Below are 16,077 nucleotides of genomic sequence, written 5' to 3' on the forward strand. Positions count from 1 at the left end.
TAGAGGCCGACCCCGGCCCGCGCCGGGTCAGGGGATCTCGCGGAGGCACCAGCGTCGGGCGCCGACGGCGAGCGGCGCGACCGCCAGGAGCAGCGCGGCCACGATCTCCGGGGCGCCAGCCGTGCCGGAGACCGCGGCGAGCGCGGCACCGGGCAGGTCCAGCGCCCGCACCAGCGTCTGCAGCATGTCGCTGCCGGTGAGGGCGGCGAGGGGGTCGGCGAGGGCGGTCAAGATCGGCAGCGCGATCGCGACGACGAGGGCGGCGGGCACGGATTGCAGCAGCACCCCCGCGGTGAGGCCGAGCAGCAGCTGCGCCGCGAGCACCGCGCCGAGGTCCCGCAGCATCTCGCCGACCTGGGCGAAGTCGGCGCCGTCACCGAGCAGGGTTCCGCCCGCCCAGGTCATGAGCAGGGAGAGCAGCAGCGCGAGGAGGCTCACCGCCGCGCCGAGGCCCACCCCCACCAGGAGCCGCCCGCCGAGCAGCCCGAGGCGACCGGGGCGGTGCAGGACGGTCTGCTGGATCGATCCGTCGGACCAGCCGCCCGCGAGGACGGTCACCGCGAGCACAGGGAGCACCAGGCCGAGCGCCGGCTGGGCGGCGACGAGGGTGAGCGCCGCCGCGGAGACGCGGGTCGGCGAGAGGAACGGCTGGGCGAGGCCCGCGGAGGTGGCCACCAGCGCGATCAGGGCGCAGGAGAGGGCGAGCACGAGGCCGCCCGAGCGGGTGTCGAGGTGGGCGCGGAGGTCGAGATCGGGTCTCACCGCAGCGTCCCCGTCGGCGCGGTGAGGGAGAGGAGACCGTCCTCGAGCCCTGCATGGTCGGGGTCGCCGAGAGCGGTGAGGACGAGCTGCTCGCGCAGAGCGAGCCGGCCCATGTCCTCCGCGGCGAGGGACACCTCGAGCTGCCCGTCGGCGCGCGGCTCCGAGGCGATGCCGTGGCGGTCGAGCGCCGCGCGGAGCGCCGCCATGTCGGTCGCGGCGACGCGGGTCCCGCGTTCGAGGCTGATCTCATCGAGGGTCCCCTCGCGCACGAGCCGCCCGCGGGAGATCACCACCAGGCGGTCGACGACGGCCTGCACCTCCCGGAGCCGATGGCTCGTGACCAGGACGGTGCCGCCGGCGTCGGCGAAGGAGCGCAGCAGGCGGCGCAACCAGCGGATCCCGTCGGGGTCCAGGCCGTTCGCGGGCTCGTCGAGCACGAGGGCGGCGGGGTCGCCGATCAGCGCGACCCCGATCCCGAGCCGCCGGCGCAGGCCGGGCGAGCAGGCGGAGACCCGTCGGGTCGCGGCCTCCTCGAGCCCGACCTGCTCCAGGACGACCTCCGCCCGCTCGGCGGGGACGCCGACGCTGCGGGCAGCGAGGCGGAGGGTCTCGATCACGGTGCGGCCGCCGTGCAGGGAGCGGGCATCGAGCATCACGCCGAGGGTCCGCCCGGGTCGCGGCAGGTCCCGGTAGCGGCGGCCGCCGACGAGGGCCTCGCCGCGGTCGGCGGCGGTAAGTCCCGTGAGGATCCGCAGGGTCGTGGTCTTGCCCGCGCCGTCCGCGCCGAGGAGCCCGGTGACGGTCCCGGGTCGGCAGTGGACGTCGAGCTCGTCGACGGCGACGCGGCCGGCGTAGCTCTTCACGAGGCCCCGCACCTCGAGGGGCACGGCGGTACTGGAGGTCATGGCTCCACGATCGGCCCCGGCGCCGGGCGCGCCCAGGGCCCGAGGGCCAGCGGAGGAGTCGACCATCGTCGGTCCCCGCTGCGCCGATCGGCGCAGGTGAGCGCCGCTAGGCTGACGGACGTGGACGAACTCGGGGCGCCGGAGCGCAGACGCTGGCAGGAGGTGCTCCTGCTCGTCGCCGTGCTCGCCGAGACGGTGATCTCCGCGCTGCTCGCCGGCTCGTGGGTCGGGCTGCTGCAGTCCGCGGCGATCGGCGTGGGCGGGGTGGCCCTGCTGTGGCGGCACCGGCACTGGCAGTGGCTGCTCCCGCTCCTGCTGGTGCTCAACGCCTTTGCGTGGTCCTTCGTGCTGCTGGTGATCGTCACCTACGCCTACGCGACCCGCTCACCGCGCCGCCTGACCACCTTCCTCGTGGCCGTGCTCGCGGCCCTCTCCGGGCTCGCCCCGCTCTCCTGGACCGAGCTCGGCGACGACCGGCTCGTCGGCGCCACGGGGGCCGCGCTCACCGTGCTGATCGTCGCCGCCTCGGCCGCGACCGGCATGTACACCGCGACGCGGCGCATGCTCCTGGCCCAGCTGCGCCAGCGCGCAGAGCAGGCCGAGTCGGGGCAGGCCGTCGCCCAGGACCAGGCCCGCCGGGCCGAGCGCACGCGCATCGCCCGCGAGATGCACGACATCGTCGCGCACAAGATCTCCCTGGTCGCCCTGCAGGCGGGGGCGCTCGAGGTGAACCCCTCGCTCGACCGCGAGCAGGTCCAGCAGTCCGCAGCGCTCATCCGGGAGACGGCCACGACCGCCCTCTCCGAGCTGCGGGAGGTGCTGGGGGTGCTCCGCGGCGACGGCGAGGAGGCGCCGCTCGCCCCGCAGCCCACCTGGGAGGACGTGCGGCGCCTGGTCGTCACCTCGCAGGAGGCCGGGATCTCGGTGGACCTCTTCGACTTCATCGACGACCCGGTCCCCGATCCGCTCGCCCGCACGGTCTACCGGGTGGTGCAGGAGGGGCTGACCAACATCCATAAGCACGCCCTGCACACCCGGGCGCGGGTGGCGCTGATCGGCGAGCCCGGCACCGACCTGGTCGTCGAGATCAGTAATGTGCTCCCCAAGGGGTTCACCACGGATCTGCCGGGGGCGCGGATGGGGCTGTCGGGCATCGAGACCAGGGTGACCCATGCGGGCGGGACGTTCACGTCCGGCCCCACCGATGACGGACGATTCGAAGTGAAGGCGGTGATCCCATGGCCGACGGCACCGTGACCCGGGTGGGACTGATCGATGACGACTCCCTGGTGAGAGCGGGCCTCGCCATGATCCTCGGGGCCGATCCCGGCATCGAGGTGGTCGGGCAGGGGTCCGACGGCGCCGAGGCCGTGGAGCTCGTGCACAAGCACCGCCCCGACGTGCTGCTGATGGACGTGCGCATGCCCAAGCTCGACGGCATCGCCGCGACCCGGGCGGTGAGCGCCCTGACGAACCCACCGAAGATCATCATGCTGACCACCTTCGACATGGACGAGTACGTCTTCCAGGCGCTCGAGGCGGGGGCCAGCGGCTTCCTCCTCAAGGACACCCCGCCGCAGGACCTCGCCCGTGCCGTGCACGTGGTCGCCGGCGGGGACGCGATGCTCTCCCCCGCCGTGACGCGGCGGATGCTCACCCACTTCTCCGAGGCGAACCCCGGCAGCCGCCAGGATCGTCATCCCGGGCTGGAGCTGCTCACCGAGCGGGAGACCGAGGTGCTCGGCGCGGTCGGCGCAGGCCTGTCGAATGCGCAGATCGGCATGCGGCTGTTCATGAGCGAGGCGACCGTGAAGGCGCACGTCTCGAAGATCTTCGCGAAGCTCGATGCGACCAACCGGGTGCAGATCGCGATCATCGCCCACGAGGCCGGCCTCAGCGACCTCGACGCCGCCCCGGAGTGACCCGCAGGGGCGGGGGGCTGCCCCCGGGGCCTCCCGCGCCCGGGCCGCCCTCCATCCCCACCCCACCCGACATCACCTCGCGTTACCCGCCGGTCATGTGCGCCTGTGTTCCCTCCACGGAACACAGCTGCACATGACTCACCGGTAACGGCCGCGGGGGCTGCGCGGGGACGGCGCTCCCGCGCCCGGGAATGCGAGAAGCCCCGGAACGATGTTCCGGGGCTTCCTCTGGGGGCGACCCTGACCGGGCTTGAACCGGCGACCTCCGCCGTGACAGGGCGGCACTCTAACCAACTGAGCTACAGGGCCAATCTCGTCGATCTGCCTCTCGGCCTTTCGACTCGGATAACTCTACCGGAGCTTCCTGGCGGTCACGACCACTTTGGCTGTGAGCCGCCTCGCATCTCCGCAGAGCAGTACCCCCAACGGGATTCGAACCCGTGACAGTTTGGGGGTCTTTTCGTGGCCTGACCTGGGGCAACACTCGTTTTCGGGGTGATGTGGGGTTGCTGGTTGATGATGCGCTGACCTGCATCAACGCGGTTGATGGTGTTGCCTGGTCAACACGGTCAGTACGTGAGGCCGCGGCGACGGAACGCATCGGCGGCCGCCACCTGGTTCGCCCGCTCGATCGCCCCGCCGATCAGGAACCAGTCCACGATCCACCACAAGCCCGCTCCCCCACACGTGAGGAGCTTCGCGACGCCCAGACCCGGCTGACCGGCGTAGAACCGGTCAACGCCCAGGTAGCCGACGAAAACGCCCAGCAGCACGGCGGCGGTCACGGACTTCGCCCGAGCCTGAGCCTCGGACTGCGCCGAAGCGATCCGCACCGCCTCCGACGCCGGGGCGCTGAGTGCTGGAGGGGCGGGGATCAGGTCGACATGCCGGCGGCAGTACCCGTTCGTGACGGCGGTGTTCCAGCAGTCAGGTGCGGCGCACTTCTGGTCCATGGTCTAGCGGTCTCCTGGTAGGCGTGGATGATGTCGACCGTGACGCCGAGGTGGAGGGCGATCGCGCCCGGGGAGGGGTGGTGGGCCTCTGCGTCGGCGTACTCATCATCGGGGATGAGGAGGCGGGCCGCCCACCGCCACGCCCTCCGATTGGCGGAGGGCGTGCAGAGGGTGTCGCCGTAGTGCATGTGGGCCAGCTCGTGCCCGAGCGTGGACACGGTGCGCCGCTCGGTCATGCCGTGACGGATGACGATCACTCCGAGGTGGGGGTAGGTGCGGCCCCGTTCGGGGAGGTCGAGCGCCCAGACGACGCGGGCGCCCATGTCCTCGGCGTGGAGGATCAGGTCAGTCGTCGTCCTCGCCGGGGTCATCTCCTGGGTGCTCCTCGTCTGCTGCCCATGCGAGCCCGTGGAGGTCGGGCACGTCATCGGAGACGAGTTTCAGACGGGCGTCTGACAGGCGAGTTGTTGAGCCATCTCGCTGAGGGCGATCCGCCAGCGCGTCGTTCTGCTCGAGCATGACGCGGACGACGTGGCGGATCGCTTCACGCTGAGGGCCGGTGAGGCGGCCGGACTCGGGGCCGAGGTCGAGGGGCTCTCCCACCCCCGGCATTCCCGCTGCCCGGCGGAGCGTGTTGACGTCGACGCCGAAGACTGCGGCGAATGCCTCGAGCACGCGGGCCGTGGGCGCGGCGTGTCGGCCGGCCAGGTAGTTGCTGACGGTGGAGTTGTGGAGCTTGTGCCCATGGCGCTCGGCGATCCTCTCGATGTCTCGGTTGGACCACCCTTCGGTGTTGAGCCGGTTCAGCTCGTCGGACAGTCCTGTCATGGGCACACTTTCGACGTCTGGGCAGGGATGACGCAATCCTAGACGTGACCCGCGGGGTCACAAATAACATCGGTGTTATTCCAGGTCAGCACGTCAACGGTAACTTTCTCGCCCGCCGGGCTTGACCGGAGCGGTCACAGTGCTTATCTTTGAGTCAGCACTCAGCACCACAGGAAGGAGGGACACATGGACACCAGCACCACCCGCCGGGACGTCATCCGATGCAACGCCCGCACTCTGGACATCCTCATGAAGCACGGACGCTGGACGAACGCCGACCTCGCGCGGATCGCCCGGGTCGCGAAGGGCACGGTCGGGAACCTCCGATCGGGAGCCCGGAAGACGTGCAACATCGACACCGCAGTGGCGATCGAGAACGCGCTCCGCATCGAGCCAGGCGACGTCTTCGTGCGCGACGTGCTGATCGCTGATTCGGCAGCCTGACCCATCCCCCGCAGTACCCCGCGCGTTGGTTCGCCGACGCCGTTTCCCCCAGGAGGACTCATGTCCACGACCGGGTTTGAGAAGCGCATCGCCGCTGCCGCCCCGTCCCTCTCTCGCGGGCAGGTCAAGAAGATCGCCCGCACCCTCGCTCACCGCGCCGAGCGGATGCAGACCGAGCACGACTTCTACGCCGCGCTCCGCGTCCTCGGCATCTCATCCGATCCGACAGCAGTCACCGCTGTCAGAAACATCGAGTCCGCCGCATGATCCCCGACCCGCAGCCGTGGTTGCACGAGAACGGCAACCGCTACGCCCACCGCCACTACGCCCCGCCCGGCGTCCTGTTCTGGGCACCGCGCCCGGGGTACGCCGACCACCAGTCCTGACCCACCGCCGAGGAGGCGATCACATGCCCGCCGACATCAACGCATGGCAGCGAGTTTCGACCGCTGTCGATGAGTTCTTCCCCCGTGCTCGAATCGTCGGCAAGGAAGCGGCTGTGACGCGCCTCCGCGCCGAGCTGGACGAGAACTTCCCCACCCAGTCGACCGAGCAGCGCTTGGACGCAGCCCTTCTCGCCTTCCTGGCCGCGGAGAACCTCGCTGTCATCCCGGGGATCACTCGGGAGCGCGCCGAGGAGTACGCGCGCCAGGAGATGGAGCAGGGGGCCGAGCGAATCCGCGAGGCTCTCCGCGCCGCTCTTCTCGCCGCACTCTGACCGACTCCACCCTCTCGAGCCCTCGCCATCCCGGCGGGGGCTCTTCTCTTGCCCAGGAGGCACCCCATGACCACCACCCAGCCCCCGACTCTCCCGCCCTGGCTCGTCGCGATGCAGGCCCACGTCGACCAGGTCGAGTCCGACACCGCGGAGCGTCTCGCATCCGACATCTACGTCCATGAGGAGGAGCAGTGACCACCACCCCGATCTTCGATCAGATGCAAGCCGGGCTCGCCCGCACCCAAGATCCGCACACCTCGCACGCCGCGACAGCAGCAGCACACCGGTCGACCGCGAAGGAGGACGTACTCCTGATCCTCGAAGCGCACGGCCCCCTCCACGATCGCGGGATCGAGGCGATCCATGACGAGTACGTGCGCCGCGGCTACATGGCCCCGAAGTCAGGGCAGCGGCTCCGGACGGCGCGCGCGGAGCTGGTCCAGGCCGCGAAGGTCCGTCGGCACGTCGAGCGGGGCACGGCCCTGTTCGTGGAGATGCCGTCGGGGTACGCGTCGACGGTGTGGGAGGTGACCCCGCATGTCTGATCTGACGACTCATGAGGCGGCGGCCGAGCTCAAGCTGACTCCGGGGACGGTCGCGATCTACGCGAAGTGCGCCCGGTTCCCGGGGGCGTACAAGATCGGCCGTTCGTGGCGGATCCCGGTCGAGTCGCTGGACGCGGTGAAGGGTGACCACACGTCTCTTCTCGCCCCGCGGAATGCCCGGTCGACCGCCCAGCAGCGACGGGGGCGGGCCGCATGAGCGTCTTCATCGCCACTCTCGACGCGCTTTCCAACCTGGCCGGCCTGGTCGTCCTGGTCGGTGCGGTCGGGTTCTGTGCCCTGATCCTCCCCTCCGCGTGGGGGCGGCGATGAGCGATCCCGTACTCGCCGCGCTGTGGGACGCGATCGAGCGCCGCTCCACCGAGGACGTGGAGGAACTGGCCCGCGCCCGCCGTATCCGGGAGGACCGCGCCCACGCAGACCACTACCGGTTCGGGGACCCGTCACGGTTCATCCCCGGCCAGATCGACAACCAACGCAAGAGGAGGAAGAAGCCATGAGCTACATGGAGAAGGTCGCGGCCGCGCAGAGGTTCCTGACCGCCCGCCGCATCGACCCCGAGGACGTGCTCTCCCTGGACGTCGCCGGACTGGTGAGGATCCAGCTCTACGGTCGCCCGCTGTCTGGGGTGTCGTGGGAGTCGCACCTGGCCGAGTCGGGTTCCGTCCATCATCACGCGAGTGTGGTGCAGGACGGTGTCGAGCTGCTGCTCGTCGTCGTCACGGCCGGGGCGGTGGCGGCATGACCGCCACGATCGACCGGGCCCTCCCGACGGCGGGGCTGCACCCCGACATCGCCGAGGCCGACTACCACCGGGACGCCGGGTCGCTGTCCAGCACAGGCGCGAAGACCCTCCTGCACGAGGGGCCGCGCGCCTACCGCTGGGCGATGGACCACCCCGTGCACAAGGACGCCTACGACATGGGATCCGTCGTGCACGCCCTCACCCTCGGCGTCGGCGACTACGACGTGCTCGAGCACGACTCGTACCGGACGAAGGCCGCGCAGGCGGAGCGGGACGAGTCCCGTGCCGCGGGCCGCACCCCGATCCTTCGGAAGGACATCGAGGCGGCGGAGGCGATGCGGGACGCGATCTTCGCGAACCCTCTCGCGGCGTCGGTCCTGTCGCAGGGCGAGCCCGAGGTGTCCGTCTATGCAACGGACCCGATCAGCGGCGTGCTCATGCGCGGGAGGATCGACTGGATCAGGTCGCAGTCCTTCGTCGACCTCAAGACCGCCGCCGGCGGGATCTACCGCGCCGACTTCGAGAAGATCGTCTGGAACCGCCACTACGGCTTCCAGTCCGCGTACTACCAGCGGATCCTGCGTCTGAACGGGATTGACATCCCGCCGGTGTGGGTCGTCGTCTCGAAGAACGAGCCCCACGAGGTTCTCGTCTACGAGCCCGACGACGAACTGCTCGAGTACAGCCACCAGGAAGTGGACCGCGCCCTCGCCCTGTACGCACGGTGCGTCGAGGCGGACGACTGGCCCGGGCTGATGGACGAGACCCAGGTCCACAAGGTCGGCCTGCCGAGGTGGGCGAGATGACCGGCCAGCGGCGACTCCCCGGGACCGACGAGGTCCGGTGGAGGGGCAGGAAGTACCGGCGATTCCCCGACCACGAGTCGTGGCATCGCCGGTCCTACTACATGGCGACCACCGCACCGCGCACATACCTGCACCGTGACATCTACGAGTACGCGCACGGGCCGATTCCGGGCGGTATGCACGTCCACCACATCGACCACGACCCGCTGAACAACAGCATCACGAACCTGACGCTGCTGTCGGCGGCAGAGCACGCGACCCTCCACGGAGCCGAACTCACCTCCGATGAGTTCGTCTGTGAGGAGTGCGGGGGCAGGTTCCATTCTCCGCGCCCCTGGGCGCGCTGGTGCTCCCCCGCGTGCAAGGAGCGTCGGCGACGCCGGGAAGGCGTCGCCTACGTGCCCCCAAGGAAGGGGCAGTGGAGCGAAGAACGGTCCTGCGATGAGTGCGGGGCCTCGTACACCGCCCACAGGCCGTGGGCGCGGTTCTGCTCGAGCGTGTGCAAGCAGCGCGCCGGGCGAAGGGCGAAGAAGATGGGAGGAGCGACGGCATGACACTCACGGCCGCACAGATCGACCAGCTGCTCAAGCCGGTCAACGGCACCCGCGTCCGCAAGCGGGAAGGGAACTCCTACATGGAGGCCCACGACATCAAGGCGCACCTGACCCGCGTGTTCGGGTTCGGGAACTACGACTCCGAAGTGTTCCAGCTCGACCTGATGTACGAGCGGCCCGGGAAGTCTCGGTCCGGTGCTGAGGCGGTGTCGGTCGGATACCGGGCCGGTGTCCGCCTCACTGTCCGCACCCCGGAAGGTGCGACGCTCGCGACGTACACGGAGTACGCCGCCGCCGGCGCGACGAACTACCCGGTGAACAAGCTCGCCGACGCGCACGACATGGCGATGAAGTCCGCCGCGTCCTACGCGCTCAAGCGGTGCGCGATCCACCTCGGGGACCAGTTCGGGCTGTCGCTGTACAACAACGGGTCGACTGGCGCGTTCGTCGGCGGAACTCTGGTCGGGGCGGAGAAGCCTGCCGCGCCGGATGATGTCGCGGTCACGGATGAGACCGAGCCGACGCCGAACCCGGTGCGGCCCGAGCAGGGGGTGTCGGCGGAGTCGTTCGCTCCCCCGCGGTTCTCCGATGACGACCAGCGGGCGTGGCTCGACTCGGTCGGCGCGCAGAACGACCTGGACGCGTTGCAGGCCCTGTGGCGGGACGCGCAGCAGCGCGGCGCTGTCGTGGGCGTGCGCGGGTTTCAGGACGCGGTGAAGGCCCGGAAGGCGGCGCTGATCGCGAGTAGCGGTGAGGCCGCGTGAGCACGACGGACATCGTCCTCGGCCAGCCCGTCACGATCACCGACTACCTGGTCCGCGGGGAGCTCTCCGCGAAGCAGGTGCTCGCCCTGTCGGAGGAGTGGGCGTACCTGCCGACCATCATCACCGACAAGGCGCGGCTGGCGGTCCACCGCAACTCCGGCGCGTACTCGCATCGGTTCCGGCTGTGGCTACCGGCCTCGATCCAGCACGACTCCTACCGCTGGGGCACCGGCTGGATCAGCACCCGGCACCGCCACCACCCGGCCCCGCACTTCACCGAGATGACCTTCCCCTTGTCGGGGATCGTCACGCAGAAGGTGCAGGTGCAGGACGGCGAGGTCGTCTACGACTACGAGGAGGGCGCCACGTTCGTCTCGTGGAGCTTCGGGCCCGGCTATCGGGTGGCCTACCACCTGTCGCGCCGCTCCCTGCTGGTCATCCCATCCATGATCGAGGAGCTGGCGTGAGCACGACGGACATCGTCCTCGAGCTCTCCCGGATCGGCCGCGAGCTCGACGCCCTCTCGACCGAGATCGCCCGCCTAGACCAGGCGTGCGTGATCGCGTGGTCGGAGCACCGGAAGGCGTACGCCCGCGCGTACATCGGCGGGCAGGGCTCGATCGAGGACCGGAAGCAGCACGCGGTCCTCGAGGTGGAGGATTTGCGGGTCGCGGCGGAGGCCGCGGACCAGGTCCACCGTGCCGCGCGCGAGCGGATCCGTGTGCTCCGGGACCGGCTCGAGATCGGACGGTCAATCTCCGCGGCGCGGCGGGCTGAGTTCGCCGCGGAACCGGTCGGGCAGGCGACGTGAAGACGAAGTCGGCCGGCTACTACCAACGGCAGCGGCTCCGAGCCTGGGAACGGGATCGGGGACGCTGTGTCGTCTGCGGGCGGACCGCGGAGTCCGTCCACCACCGGCAGGGCAGGGGCGGCCCGGACCCGCACCGGCTCGCGAACCTCCTCACCGTGTGCGGTGACGGGGTCCGGGGCTGTCATGGCCTGATCCACGGCCACCCCTCCGCCGCGTACGCGCAGGGCCGCATGGTTCCGCGCCTCGGAGTCCTCACCCCAGAGGACACCCCTGTGCTCACCCAATCCGGGTGGGTGCTGCTCGACAACCACGGCGGGATCACCGCCACCACCCCCATGAAGGAGATCGGATGACCACCAACCCGCACGGCGTCAAGGCCGGCCAGGTGTGGAGGGACAACGACAAGCGGTCCGGTCACCGCACTGGCCGAGTCATCGACGTGAACGACACCCACGCGCGCGTGGACTGGGGCACCGTCCAGACGAGCGTCAAGCTCACCCGTTTCAAGCCTACGAGCACGGGCTACCGGCTCATCGAGGAGACCAACTGACCATGGCAAACGACACCACCATCACCGTGATCGGCAACCTGACCGCCGACCCGGAGCTCCGCTTCACCCAGTCGGGGCACGCGGTCGCTAGCTTCACCATCGCGTCGACGCCTCGCACGTTCGACAAGCAGCGGAACGAGTGGGTGGACGGCGAGGCGCTGTTCCTCCGCTCGTCGATCTGGCGAGACGCCGCGGAGAACGTGGCCGAGTCGCTCGAGAAGGGATCCCGCGTCATCGCGCAGGGCCGCCTTGTCCAGCGCTCCTACACGGACAAGGACGGGAACCAGAGGACCAGCGTCGAGCTCCAGGTCGACGAGATCGGGCCGTCCCTCCGGTACGCGGTCGCGAAGCCGTCGAAGGTCGACCGTCGCCAGGGTGGGGGGCGTGCCCCGCAGGGTGCCCCGCAGTCTCAGTCGGCCCCCTACCAGGAGCCCGCGGGCGATCCGTGGGCCGGTGGCGGGAACCAGGGCGGGTTCGACCAGGATCCGCCGTTCTGACCCGCCAGTAACAACCGCATGACGCAGAGGCCCCTGCCACCACGGCGGGGGCCTCTCCTCATGCCCGGTGATGCCGACCCCTGATCGGCTCACGGCCTAGACCCGCACCGGGCAACTCCCCCACCGAAAGGAACCACCCCCATGGCATTCCAGACCTTCGTCCGACCCGCGGCGAACGCCGCCGGACGCACCAGCCAGCCCACGATCGGCGTCGACCGGAAGGGATTCATCACGATCTCCAAGGCTGCGCACGCGATGATCGGTTACCCCGTCGCCGTGATCATCGAATGGGACCCCGACCAGTACCTGATCCGACTCACCGCGGCGTCACCGGACGATCCGAACGCGTTCCGGACCGGCGGCAAGAACCCTTCCAAGCGGTTCTTGGCCACCCGGTTCCTCGACTATGCCGGACTCGGCATCCCCGCCTCTGGCATGACATTCAAGGCGAGGAAGCAAGGCACCCGGGCGCTGGTCGCGGACCTCTCCGACATGCCTCCGAGGCTCGCGGCATGATCCACGGCACCGCCCCGATGATCAGCCGCGGCTGCGTCTGCAATCTCTGCACCCTCGTGCAGGAGGCGAAGAAGCCCTCGAGCCCGGAGCCCCTGTCCGTCCCGACGACGGCGGCGCGCGAGCATCTGGACGCGCTCGTCGCGGACGGGTGGCAGATCAAGGACCTGGCAGTCGCGCTCGGCTACCACCGCAACACCCTGTACGGGATCCGCAGTGGGAAGTGGCTCTTCACGTCCCGCTATATCGCTGAGGACATCCTCTCCGTCCCGGTGAGGGCCGCCGCATGACCGCCGAGCATGGGACCCGGCCCCGATACCAGCGGGGATGCCGATGCGATGAGTGCCGGGCCGCGAACACTGCCTACGACCGTGCACTGCGCGCAAGGGCGGGGCTCCCGCAGGCGCGGCCTGCCCCGGTCGATGACCCGACCCGCCCGCCAGCGAAAGGGAAGGTCGCGGACCGAATCGAAGACCTCGAGTTCCTGCTGTCCGCTGGTGAGTACCCGGAGCGGGCTGCGGAGCGCGTCGGATGGTCGGTCGCGACGGCGGAACGGACGCTCGTGAAGTACGGGCGGAACACGCTCGCGGCTCGGCTCCGGGTGGTGGCCTGAATGGCGATCGTCGACCGTGAGCGTCTGCGTGACGCGACGGGCGCAGTGCACCTGTACACACCCGTCCCGGACACCGAGGACCGGACCACGGGGCATCGGGAACCGCCCGCGCACCCGCACCCGGACGCAGTCCTCCGCTCCCGCTTCTCCGGGTACGGGATCCCGCCGGACGAGACCCGATCCCTGGTGCCTGTCCTCGCGTACTACGCGGAGCACCCCGAGTCCGAGGGACACCCCGTCTCCGGCGACGAGACGGTGCGGTTCCGACGCTGGCGCTCCCCCGAACACTACTGGCCCCGGTTCCGGGATATCGCGCACGTCCTCTACCCGGGCGGGCAGGTGCCTGTCCGCCCCGTGGAGCCCCTGCCCCCTGAGAACGACCCCCGACAGACCGATCTGTTCGACCTCCTGGAAGGAGACCAGCAATGAGCTACGACCCGTCCGATGATTACCCCGATGCTCCCGTGTACCCGTCTGCGCCTGGCCATGAGGTCGAGGCGTCGGGCGGATCCGCTCAGACCCTTGAGCAGCCCGGCGAGTCCTGGGTCCGCTGCACCTGCGGTGAGGAGATGGACTCTCAGGCATCCGCCGGCGGTCCCGAGCGGTCCATCGGGGAGATGTTCCAGGCGCACCTGGAGGACGTCGACGACTCCGGGGACGACTCCGAGGATGACCCGGAGACCACGGATCCCGCCCCGTGGCTGCATGAGTCCGGGACTCGTCACGCGCACCCGCGGACGGCGGGGCCGGGGGTCGTGCACTGGATGCCGCGGGACGACGAAGGCCCGGACTGCGGCGATTCGGGGGAGGCGGCATGAGCGGCTGCACCGGTCACGTCCCCGCGATCACGGGGGAGTTCACCGCGACGCATCGTGGCCTCACCCTCCCGCCCGACCTGGAAGACCTCACCACCGAAGGAGCCCCCGAATGACCAAGCACAGCCCTGATCGAACGATCGCGTACTGGGCCGAACGCGCGGAGAAGGCCGAGAGGGCCGTCGAGGACATGCGCGCCGAGATGCGGGCGTGCGACATCCACAACGGGGTCATCCTCCCCGAGCCCCGCCCCCTCACCGCCGAGGACATCACCGACGAGATGTTGACGCGAGCACAGGCGGCATACCCGGGCTCGGACCGCCCCAGCCTGTACCGCGCACTCATCGCCGCGCTGACCGAGCCCCCGAAGCGCCCCGAAGGAGCCGAGGAACTGGCCCGCCTCATCGCGGCCGCCGACGTGGGCGAGTGGGACTGCGGCGACCTCGCAGACGCGCTCCTCGCGACGGGCCGGGTCCGTGTCGTCCCCGAGGACGGTGCGCGATGACCGCCGACCCCTTCACCGAGGCCGCACGCGCAGAAGGACAGGCACGCATCGCCGCCATGCTCGAAGTCGCTGGCGCTTCTGCCGACATCCGTGCGTGGTTCCCCGCAGGCTTCGAGAAAGGTGCCGAGTGGGCGCGAACCCACCTCGCCGCGCAGGAACCGACCGACGGCGAGCGGGCCGTCCGCGAGCTGCACACGCCCCGCGAGGAGCAGGTCGTCACCGGGGACTGCTCCATTGAGGAGTGCGACCACGAGGACGAGTGCCCCACAGTGCCGTTCCTCGTGTGCACCGAGTGCTGGCGCTTGGCCGACGAGGCAGACACCTACTTCTCGGAGCGCGGGGTCGGGCACGTCGCCCATCCCTGCCCCACGATCAAGGCGCTCGACTCCGCCCGTGCCGCCCGACGAGACGAGGAGAAGCGATGAGGTGCGACACCTGCGGGCGCTTCACCAGTCGCCTGAACGATGTGCTGGACTTCCGGGTCGGTGGGATCGAGCGCGAGGTCTGCGACAACTGCTACGGCGGCAACCGACGAGACGAGGAGAAGCGATGACCGAAGACGAGATGGATCGCGCCTGTGAGTGGGCCGACTACCGCAAGGCGTACGGAGTGGCCTCCGAGCACATGACCGCCGCGCACCAGGCGTTCATCGCCGGGTGGGATGCGGCGCGAGGCCGCTCACATGAGGAAGGGCCGACCCGATGACCACCACCGACACTGACGCGCTGACCGAGCGCATCGCACGCGACCTGTGGGACCACGACAACCTGCATATGTCCGCCGCCTGGCGCGACATGGCGTGGGACGACATGGGCGGCTCAGAGCCGACGGACGAGCGCATCGCGTACATGCTCCGCGCCGCCGCTGTCCTCCCCACCGTGCGGGCCGCTCAGCACGCCGCCTGGGTCCAGGGAGCGGCACTGCTGGACGAGACCGGCTACTACTCCCTGGCGCAGCTCGAATCGTTCAGCCCCTACCGAGAGGAGACACCCGATGAGCAGTGACCAGTACACGCCGAGCGAAGAGCATGTCCGCGACCGATACGTCTCCTACGAAACGCTCGACTTTCCCGGGCCAGAGCCGGACGCCGAGTTCGATCGTTTCCTCACCCGTGTCCGCCGAGACGCCGAGAGGAGCGCGCTGAAGGGTCTGGCCACCCACCTCGACGACCCGGGACGAAAGTGGGGCGTGATCGGCCCGTCCGGGGTCCGTCTCTACATCGCCGAGCACCACCCCGAGGAGGCCACGTGACCGTGCAGCCCACCCGAGACCAGCTACGAGCACTGCTCCACGGCAACCCCGAGGTCTGGACCCACAGCATCCGCCGCGCACTGGACAACTGACCCCCGCACCCCTCACAGCCCCGTCACCCCTTGTGGTGGCGGGGCTTCTCGTTTCCCGAGACATGACCTCCACCAAAGGAGAACACGTGCCCCGCACCAACAAGTCCGCCCGCGCAGCCGGCGCCCGCTTCGAGAGACAGATCGCCGACTGGCTCGCCCAACACCTCGACGACCGCATCGACCGCCGCGTGAAGACCGGCGCGAAAGACCGAGGCGACATCGGCGGTGTCCGCCACCGGGGTGAGCGCGTCGTCCTCGAGCTCAAGGACACCGCCCGCACCGATCTCGCCGGCTGGATCCGTGAGGCCCACCTCGAGGCGATGAACGACGACGCCCGCATCGGTGTGGTCGTGGCGAAGCGCCGCGGCACCACAAACCCCGCCGACCAATGGGTCCATATGACCCTCGCCGACCTCGCATGGCTCCTCGGAGCCGACCACCCCACCTACGACGAATAGGAGGCGCT

35 protein-coding genes and 1 tRNA gene are annotated in these 16,077 nt (G+C 70.1%); 30 read left to right on the forward strand and 6 right to left on the reverse strand.

Translation table 11 applies throughout. From position 1 onward, the window contains the following. Window positions 1-27: 27 nt before the first annotated feature. Together ACZCAH_RS10360 and ACZCAH_RS10365 are read right to left on the reverse strand one after the other, a co-directional pair. Window positions 28-762 (reverse strand): ABC transporter permease, encoded by a 735-nt coding sequence (locus ACZCAH_RS10360; RefSeq protein ID WP_464340997.1) that lies wholly within the window; start codon window positions 760-762, stop codon window positions 28-30. Beyond that, window positions 759-1,667, reverse strand: coding sequence for an ABC transporter ATP-binding protein (locus ACZCAH_RS10365; RefSeq protein ID WP_464340998.1), 909 nt, complete (start codon window positions 1,665-1,667; stop codon window positions 759-761). Before ACZCAH_RS10365 ends, ACZCAH_RS10360 begins: the two co-directional genes overlap by 4 nt. 120 nt (window positions 1,668-1,787) lie before the next feature. On the opposite strand from ACZCAH_RS10365, the gene ACZCAH_RS10370 reads away from it, so the two are divergent. Further along, entirely contained in the window at window positions 1,788-2,924 is a 1,137-nt protein-coding gene (locus ACZCAH_RS10370; protein WP_464340999.1) for a sensor histidine kinase, read from the forward strand. Further along, window positions 2,906-3,589 carry a response regulator transcription factor gene (locus ACZCAH_RS10375; protein ID WP_329748908.1) on the forward strand — a complete coding sequence of 228 codons (684 nt, stop codon included), beginning with the start codon at window positions 2,906-2,908 and terminating at the stop codon, window positions 3,587-3,589. The genes ACZCAH_RS10370 and ACZCAH_RS10375 overlap by 19 nt, the downstream gene beginning before the upstream one ends. Window positions 3,590-3,824: 235 nt before the next feature. On the opposite strand, the gene ACZCAH_RS10380 is transcribed toward ACZCAH_RS10375, so the two are convergent. From ACZCAH_RS10380 to ACZCAH_RS10395, 4 genes are all read right to left on the reverse strand, one after another. Beyond that, window positions 3,825-3,898 (reverse strand) — tRNA-Asp (locus ACZCAH_RS10380). Window positions 3,899-4,158: 260 nt separating this feature from the next. Further along, on the reverse strand, window positions 4,159-4,422 hold the full coding sequence (locus tag ACZCAH_RS10385; RefSeq protein WP_464341000.1) for a TM2 domain-containing protein: 264 nt from the start codon (window positions 4,420-4,422) through the stop codon (window positions 4,159-4,161). Between the two features lie 41 nt (window positions 4,423-4,463). Continuing rightward, window positions 4,464-4,913, reverse strand: a complete 450-nt coding sequence (locus ACZCAH_RS10390; RefSeq protein ID WP_464341001.1) for an ImmA/IrrE family metallo-endopeptidase — start codon at window positions 4,911-4,913, stop codon at window positions 4,464-4,466. Further along, a complete protein-coding gene (locus ACZCAH_RS10395) occupies window positions 4,888-5,370 on the reverse strand; it encodes a hypothetical protein (RefSeq protein WP_464341002.1) in 483 nt (160 codons plus the stop codon). The genes ACZCAH_RS10390 and ACZCAH_RS10395 overlap by 26 nt, the downstream gene beginning before the upstream one ends. 186 nt (window positions 5,371-5,556) lie before the next feature. On the opposite strand from ACZCAH_RS10395, the gene ACZCAH_RS10400 reads away from it, so the two are divergent. The 28 genes from ACZCAH_RS10400 (at window position 5,557) to ACZCAH_RS10535 (ending at window position 16,069) form a co-directional block, all read left to right on the forward strand. Beyond that, on the forward strand, window positions 5,557-5,814 hold the full coding sequence (locus tag ACZCAH_RS10400; protein WP_464341003.1) for a helix-turn-helix domain-containing protein: 258 nt from the start codon (window positions 5,557-5,559) through the stop codon (window positions 5,812-5,814). A 60-nt stretch (window positions 5,815-5,874) separates the two neighbouring features. After that, window positions 5,875-6,081: a hypothetical protein gene (locus ACZCAH_RS10405; RefSeq protein ID WP_464341004.1), complete on the forward strand. Its 207-nt coding sequence runs from the start codon at window positions 5,875-5,877 to the stop codon at window positions 6,079-6,081. Next, complete coding sequence (locus ACZCAH_RS10410) at window positions 6,078-6,200, forward strand: hypothetical protein (RefSeq protein WP_464341005.1); 123 nt, start codon at window positions 6,078-6,080, stop codon at window positions 6,198-6,200. Before ACZCAH_RS10405 ends, ACZCAH_RS10410 begins: the two co-directional genes overlap by 4 nt. 23 nt (window positions 6,201-6,223) lie before the next feature. Continuing rightward, window positions 6,224-6,532: a hypothetical protein gene (locus ACZCAH_RS10415; protein ID WP_464341006.1), complete on the forward strand. Its 309-nt coding sequence runs from the start codon at window positions 6,224-6,226 to the stop codon at window positions 6,530-6,532. A gap of 66 nt (window positions 6,533-6,598) precedes the next feature. Beyond that, a complete protein-coding gene (locus tag ACZCAH_RS10420) occupies window positions 6,599-6,727 on the forward strand; it encodes a hypothetical protein (RefSeq protein WP_464341007.1) in 129 nt (42 codons plus the stop codon). Beyond that, window positions 6,724-7,077 (forward strand): hypothetical protein, encoded by a 354-nt coding sequence (locus ACZCAH_RS10425; protein ID WP_464341008.1) that lies wholly within the window; start codon window positions 6,724-6,726, stop codon window positions 7,075-7,077. Before ACZCAH_RS10420 ends, ACZCAH_RS10425 begins: the two co-directional genes overlap by 4 nt. Further along, window positions 7,070-7,294, forward strand: coding sequence for a helix-turn-helix domain-containing protein (locus ACZCAH_RS10430; RefSeq protein WP_464341009.1), 225 nt, complete (start codon window positions 7,070-7,072; stop codon window positions 7,292-7,294). The genes ACZCAH_RS10425 and ACZCAH_RS10430 overlap by 8 nt, the downstream gene beginning before the upstream one ends. A 109-nt stretch (window positions 7,295-7,403) precedes the next feature. Further along, entirely contained in the window at window positions 7,404-7,595 is a 192-nt protein-coding gene (locus ACZCAH_RS10435) for a hypothetical protein (RefSeq protein ID WP_464341010.1), read from the forward strand. Further along, window positions 7,592-7,840: a hypothetical protein gene (locus ACZCAH_RS10440; protein WP_464341011.1), complete on the forward strand. Its 249-nt coding sequence runs from the start codon at window positions 7,592-7,594 to the stop codon at window positions 7,838-7,840. Before ACZCAH_RS10435 ends, ACZCAH_RS10440 begins: the two co-directional genes overlap by 4 nt. Beyond that, the gene (locus ACZCAH_RS10445; RefSeq protein WP_464341012.1) at window positions 7,837-8,646 is read left to right on the forward strand and encodes a PD-(D/E)XK nuclease-like domain-containing protein; all 810 of its coding nucleotides are present in this window, start codon (window positions 7,837-7,839) and stop codon (window positions 8,644-8,646) included. The genes ACZCAH_RS10440 and ACZCAH_RS10445 overlap by 4 nt, the downstream gene beginning before the upstream one ends. Beyond that, on the forward strand, window positions 8,643-9,200 hold the full coding sequence (locus ACZCAH_RS10450) for an HNH endonuclease signature motif containing protein (protein WP_464341013.1): 558 nt from the start codon (window positions 8,643-8,645) through the stop codon (window positions 9,198-9,200). Before ACZCAH_RS10445 ends, ACZCAH_RS10450 begins: the two co-directional genes overlap by 4 nt. After that, window positions 9,146-9,964 (forward strand): Rad52/Rad22 family DNA repair protein, encoded by an 819-nt coding sequence (locus ACZCAH_RS10455; RefSeq protein WP_464341014.1) that lies wholly within the window; start codon window positions 9,146-9,148, stop codon window positions 9,962-9,964. The genes ACZCAH_RS10450 and ACZCAH_RS10455 overlap by 55 nt, the downstream gene beginning before the upstream one ends. After that, window positions 9,961-10,431, forward strand: coding sequence for a hypothetical protein (locus ACZCAH_RS10460; protein WP_464341015.1), 471 nt, complete (start codon window positions 9,961-9,963; stop codon window positions 10,429-10,431). The genes ACZCAH_RS10455 and ACZCAH_RS10460 overlap by 4 nt, the downstream gene beginning before the upstream one ends. Next, on the forward strand, window positions 10,428-10,775 hold the full coding sequence (locus ACZCAH_RS10465) for a hypothetical protein (protein WP_464341016.1): 348 nt from the start codon (window positions 10,428-10,430) through the stop codon (window positions 10,773-10,775). Before ACZCAH_RS10460 ends, ACZCAH_RS10465 begins: the two co-directional genes overlap by 4 nt. After that, a complete protein-coding gene (locus ACZCAH_RS10470; protein ID WP_464341017.1) occupies window positions 10,772-11,128 on the forward strand; it encodes an HNH endonuclease in 357 nt (118 codons plus the stop codon). The genes ACZCAH_RS10465 and ACZCAH_RS10470 overlap by 4 nt, the downstream gene beginning before the upstream one ends. Continuing rightward, window positions 11,125-11,325, forward strand: coding sequence for a hypothetical protein (locus tag ACZCAH_RS10475; RefSeq protein WP_464341018.1), 201 nt, complete (start codon window positions 11,125-11,127; stop codon window positions 11,323-11,325). The genes ACZCAH_RS10470 and ACZCAH_RS10475 overlap by 4 nt, the downstream gene beginning before the upstream one ends. Before the next feature lie 2 nt (window positions 11,326-11,327). Then, window positions 11,328-11,822, forward strand: coding sequence for a single-stranded DNA-binding protein (locus ACZCAH_RS10480; protein ID WP_464341019.1), 495 nt, complete (start codon window positions 11,328-11,330; stop codon window positions 11,820-11,822). Between the two features lie 141 nt (window positions 11,823-11,963). Next, on the forward strand, window positions 11,964-12,338 hold the full coding sequence (locus tag ACZCAH_RS10485) for a hypothetical protein (protein WP_464341020.1): 375 nt from the start codon (window positions 11,964-11,966) through the stop codon (window positions 12,336-12,338). Next, window positions 12,335-12,625, forward strand: coding sequence for a hypothetical protein (locus ACZCAH_RS10490; RefSeq protein WP_464341021.1), 291 nt, complete (start codon window positions 12,335-12,337; stop codon window positions 12,623-12,625). Before ACZCAH_RS10485 ends, ACZCAH_RS10490 begins: the two co-directional genes overlap by 4 nt. A gap of 323 nt (window positions 12,626-12,948) precedes the next feature. Continuing rightward, a complete protein-coding gene (locus tag ACZCAH_RS10495) occupies window positions 12,949-13,377 on the forward strand; it encodes a hypothetical protein (protein WP_464341022.1) in 429 nt (142 codons plus the stop codon). Beyond that, window positions 13,374-13,766, forward strand: coding sequence for a hypothetical protein (locus ACZCAH_RS10500; RefSeq protein ID WP_464341023.1), 393 nt, complete (start codon window positions 13,374-13,376; stop codon window positions 13,764-13,766). The genes ACZCAH_RS10495 and ACZCAH_RS10500 overlap by 4 nt, the downstream gene beginning before the upstream one ends. 109 nt (window positions 13,767-13,875) lie before the next feature. Further along, the gene (locus ACZCAH_RS10505) at window positions 13,876-14,268 is read left to right on the forward strand and encodes a hypothetical protein (RefSeq protein WP_464341024.1); all 393 of its coding nucleotides are present in this window, start codon (window positions 13,876-13,878) and stop codon (window positions 14,266-14,268) included. Beyond that, the gene (locus ACZCAH_RS10510) at window positions 14,265-14,693 is read left to right on the forward strand and encodes a hypothetical protein (protein WP_464341025.1); all 429 of its coding nucleotides are present in this window, start codon (window positions 14,265-14,267) and stop codon (window positions 14,691-14,693) included. The genes ACZCAH_RS10505 and ACZCAH_RS10510 overlap by 4 nt, the downstream gene beginning before the upstream one ends. Beyond that, the gene (locus ACZCAH_RS10515) at window positions 14,690-14,821 is read left to right on the forward strand and encodes a hypothetical protein (RefSeq protein WP_464341026.1); all 132 of its coding nucleotides are present in this window, start codon (window positions 14,690-14,692) and stop codon (window positions 14,819-14,821) included. The genes ACZCAH_RS10510 and ACZCAH_RS10515 overlap by 4 nt, the downstream gene beginning before the upstream one ends. Next, a complete protein-coding gene (locus ACZCAH_RS10520) occupies window positions 14,818-14,973 on the forward strand; it encodes a hypothetical protein (protein WP_464341027.1) in 156 nt (51 codons plus the stop codon). Before ACZCAH_RS10515 ends, ACZCAH_RS10520 begins: the two co-directional genes overlap by 4 nt. Then, entirely contained in the window at window positions 14,970-15,272 is a 303-nt protein-coding gene (locus ACZCAH_RS10525; protein ID WP_464341028.1) for a hypothetical protein, read from the forward strand. Before ACZCAH_RS10520 ends, ACZCAH_RS10525 begins: the two co-directional genes overlap by 4 nt. Beyond that, the gene (locus ACZCAH_RS10530; protein WP_464341029.1) at window positions 15,262-15,519 is read left to right on the forward strand and encodes a hypothetical protein; all 258 of its coding nucleotides are present in this window, start codon (window positions 15,262-15,264) and stop codon (window positions 15,517-15,519) included. The genes ACZCAH_RS10525 and ACZCAH_RS10530 overlap by 11 nt, the downstream gene beginning before the upstream one ends. A gap of 178 nt (window positions 15,520-15,697) precedes the next feature. Then, the gene (locus tag ACZCAH_RS10535) at window positions 15,698-16,069 is read left to right on the forward strand and encodes a hypothetical protein (RefSeq protein ID WP_464341030.1); all 372 of its coding nucleotides are present in this window, start codon (window positions 15,698-15,700) and stop codon (window positions 16,067-16,069) included. Window positions 16,070-16,077: the final 8 nt, after the last annotated feature.

It is taken from the genome of Brachybacterium sp. B718/18 (genome assembly GCF_055454375.1).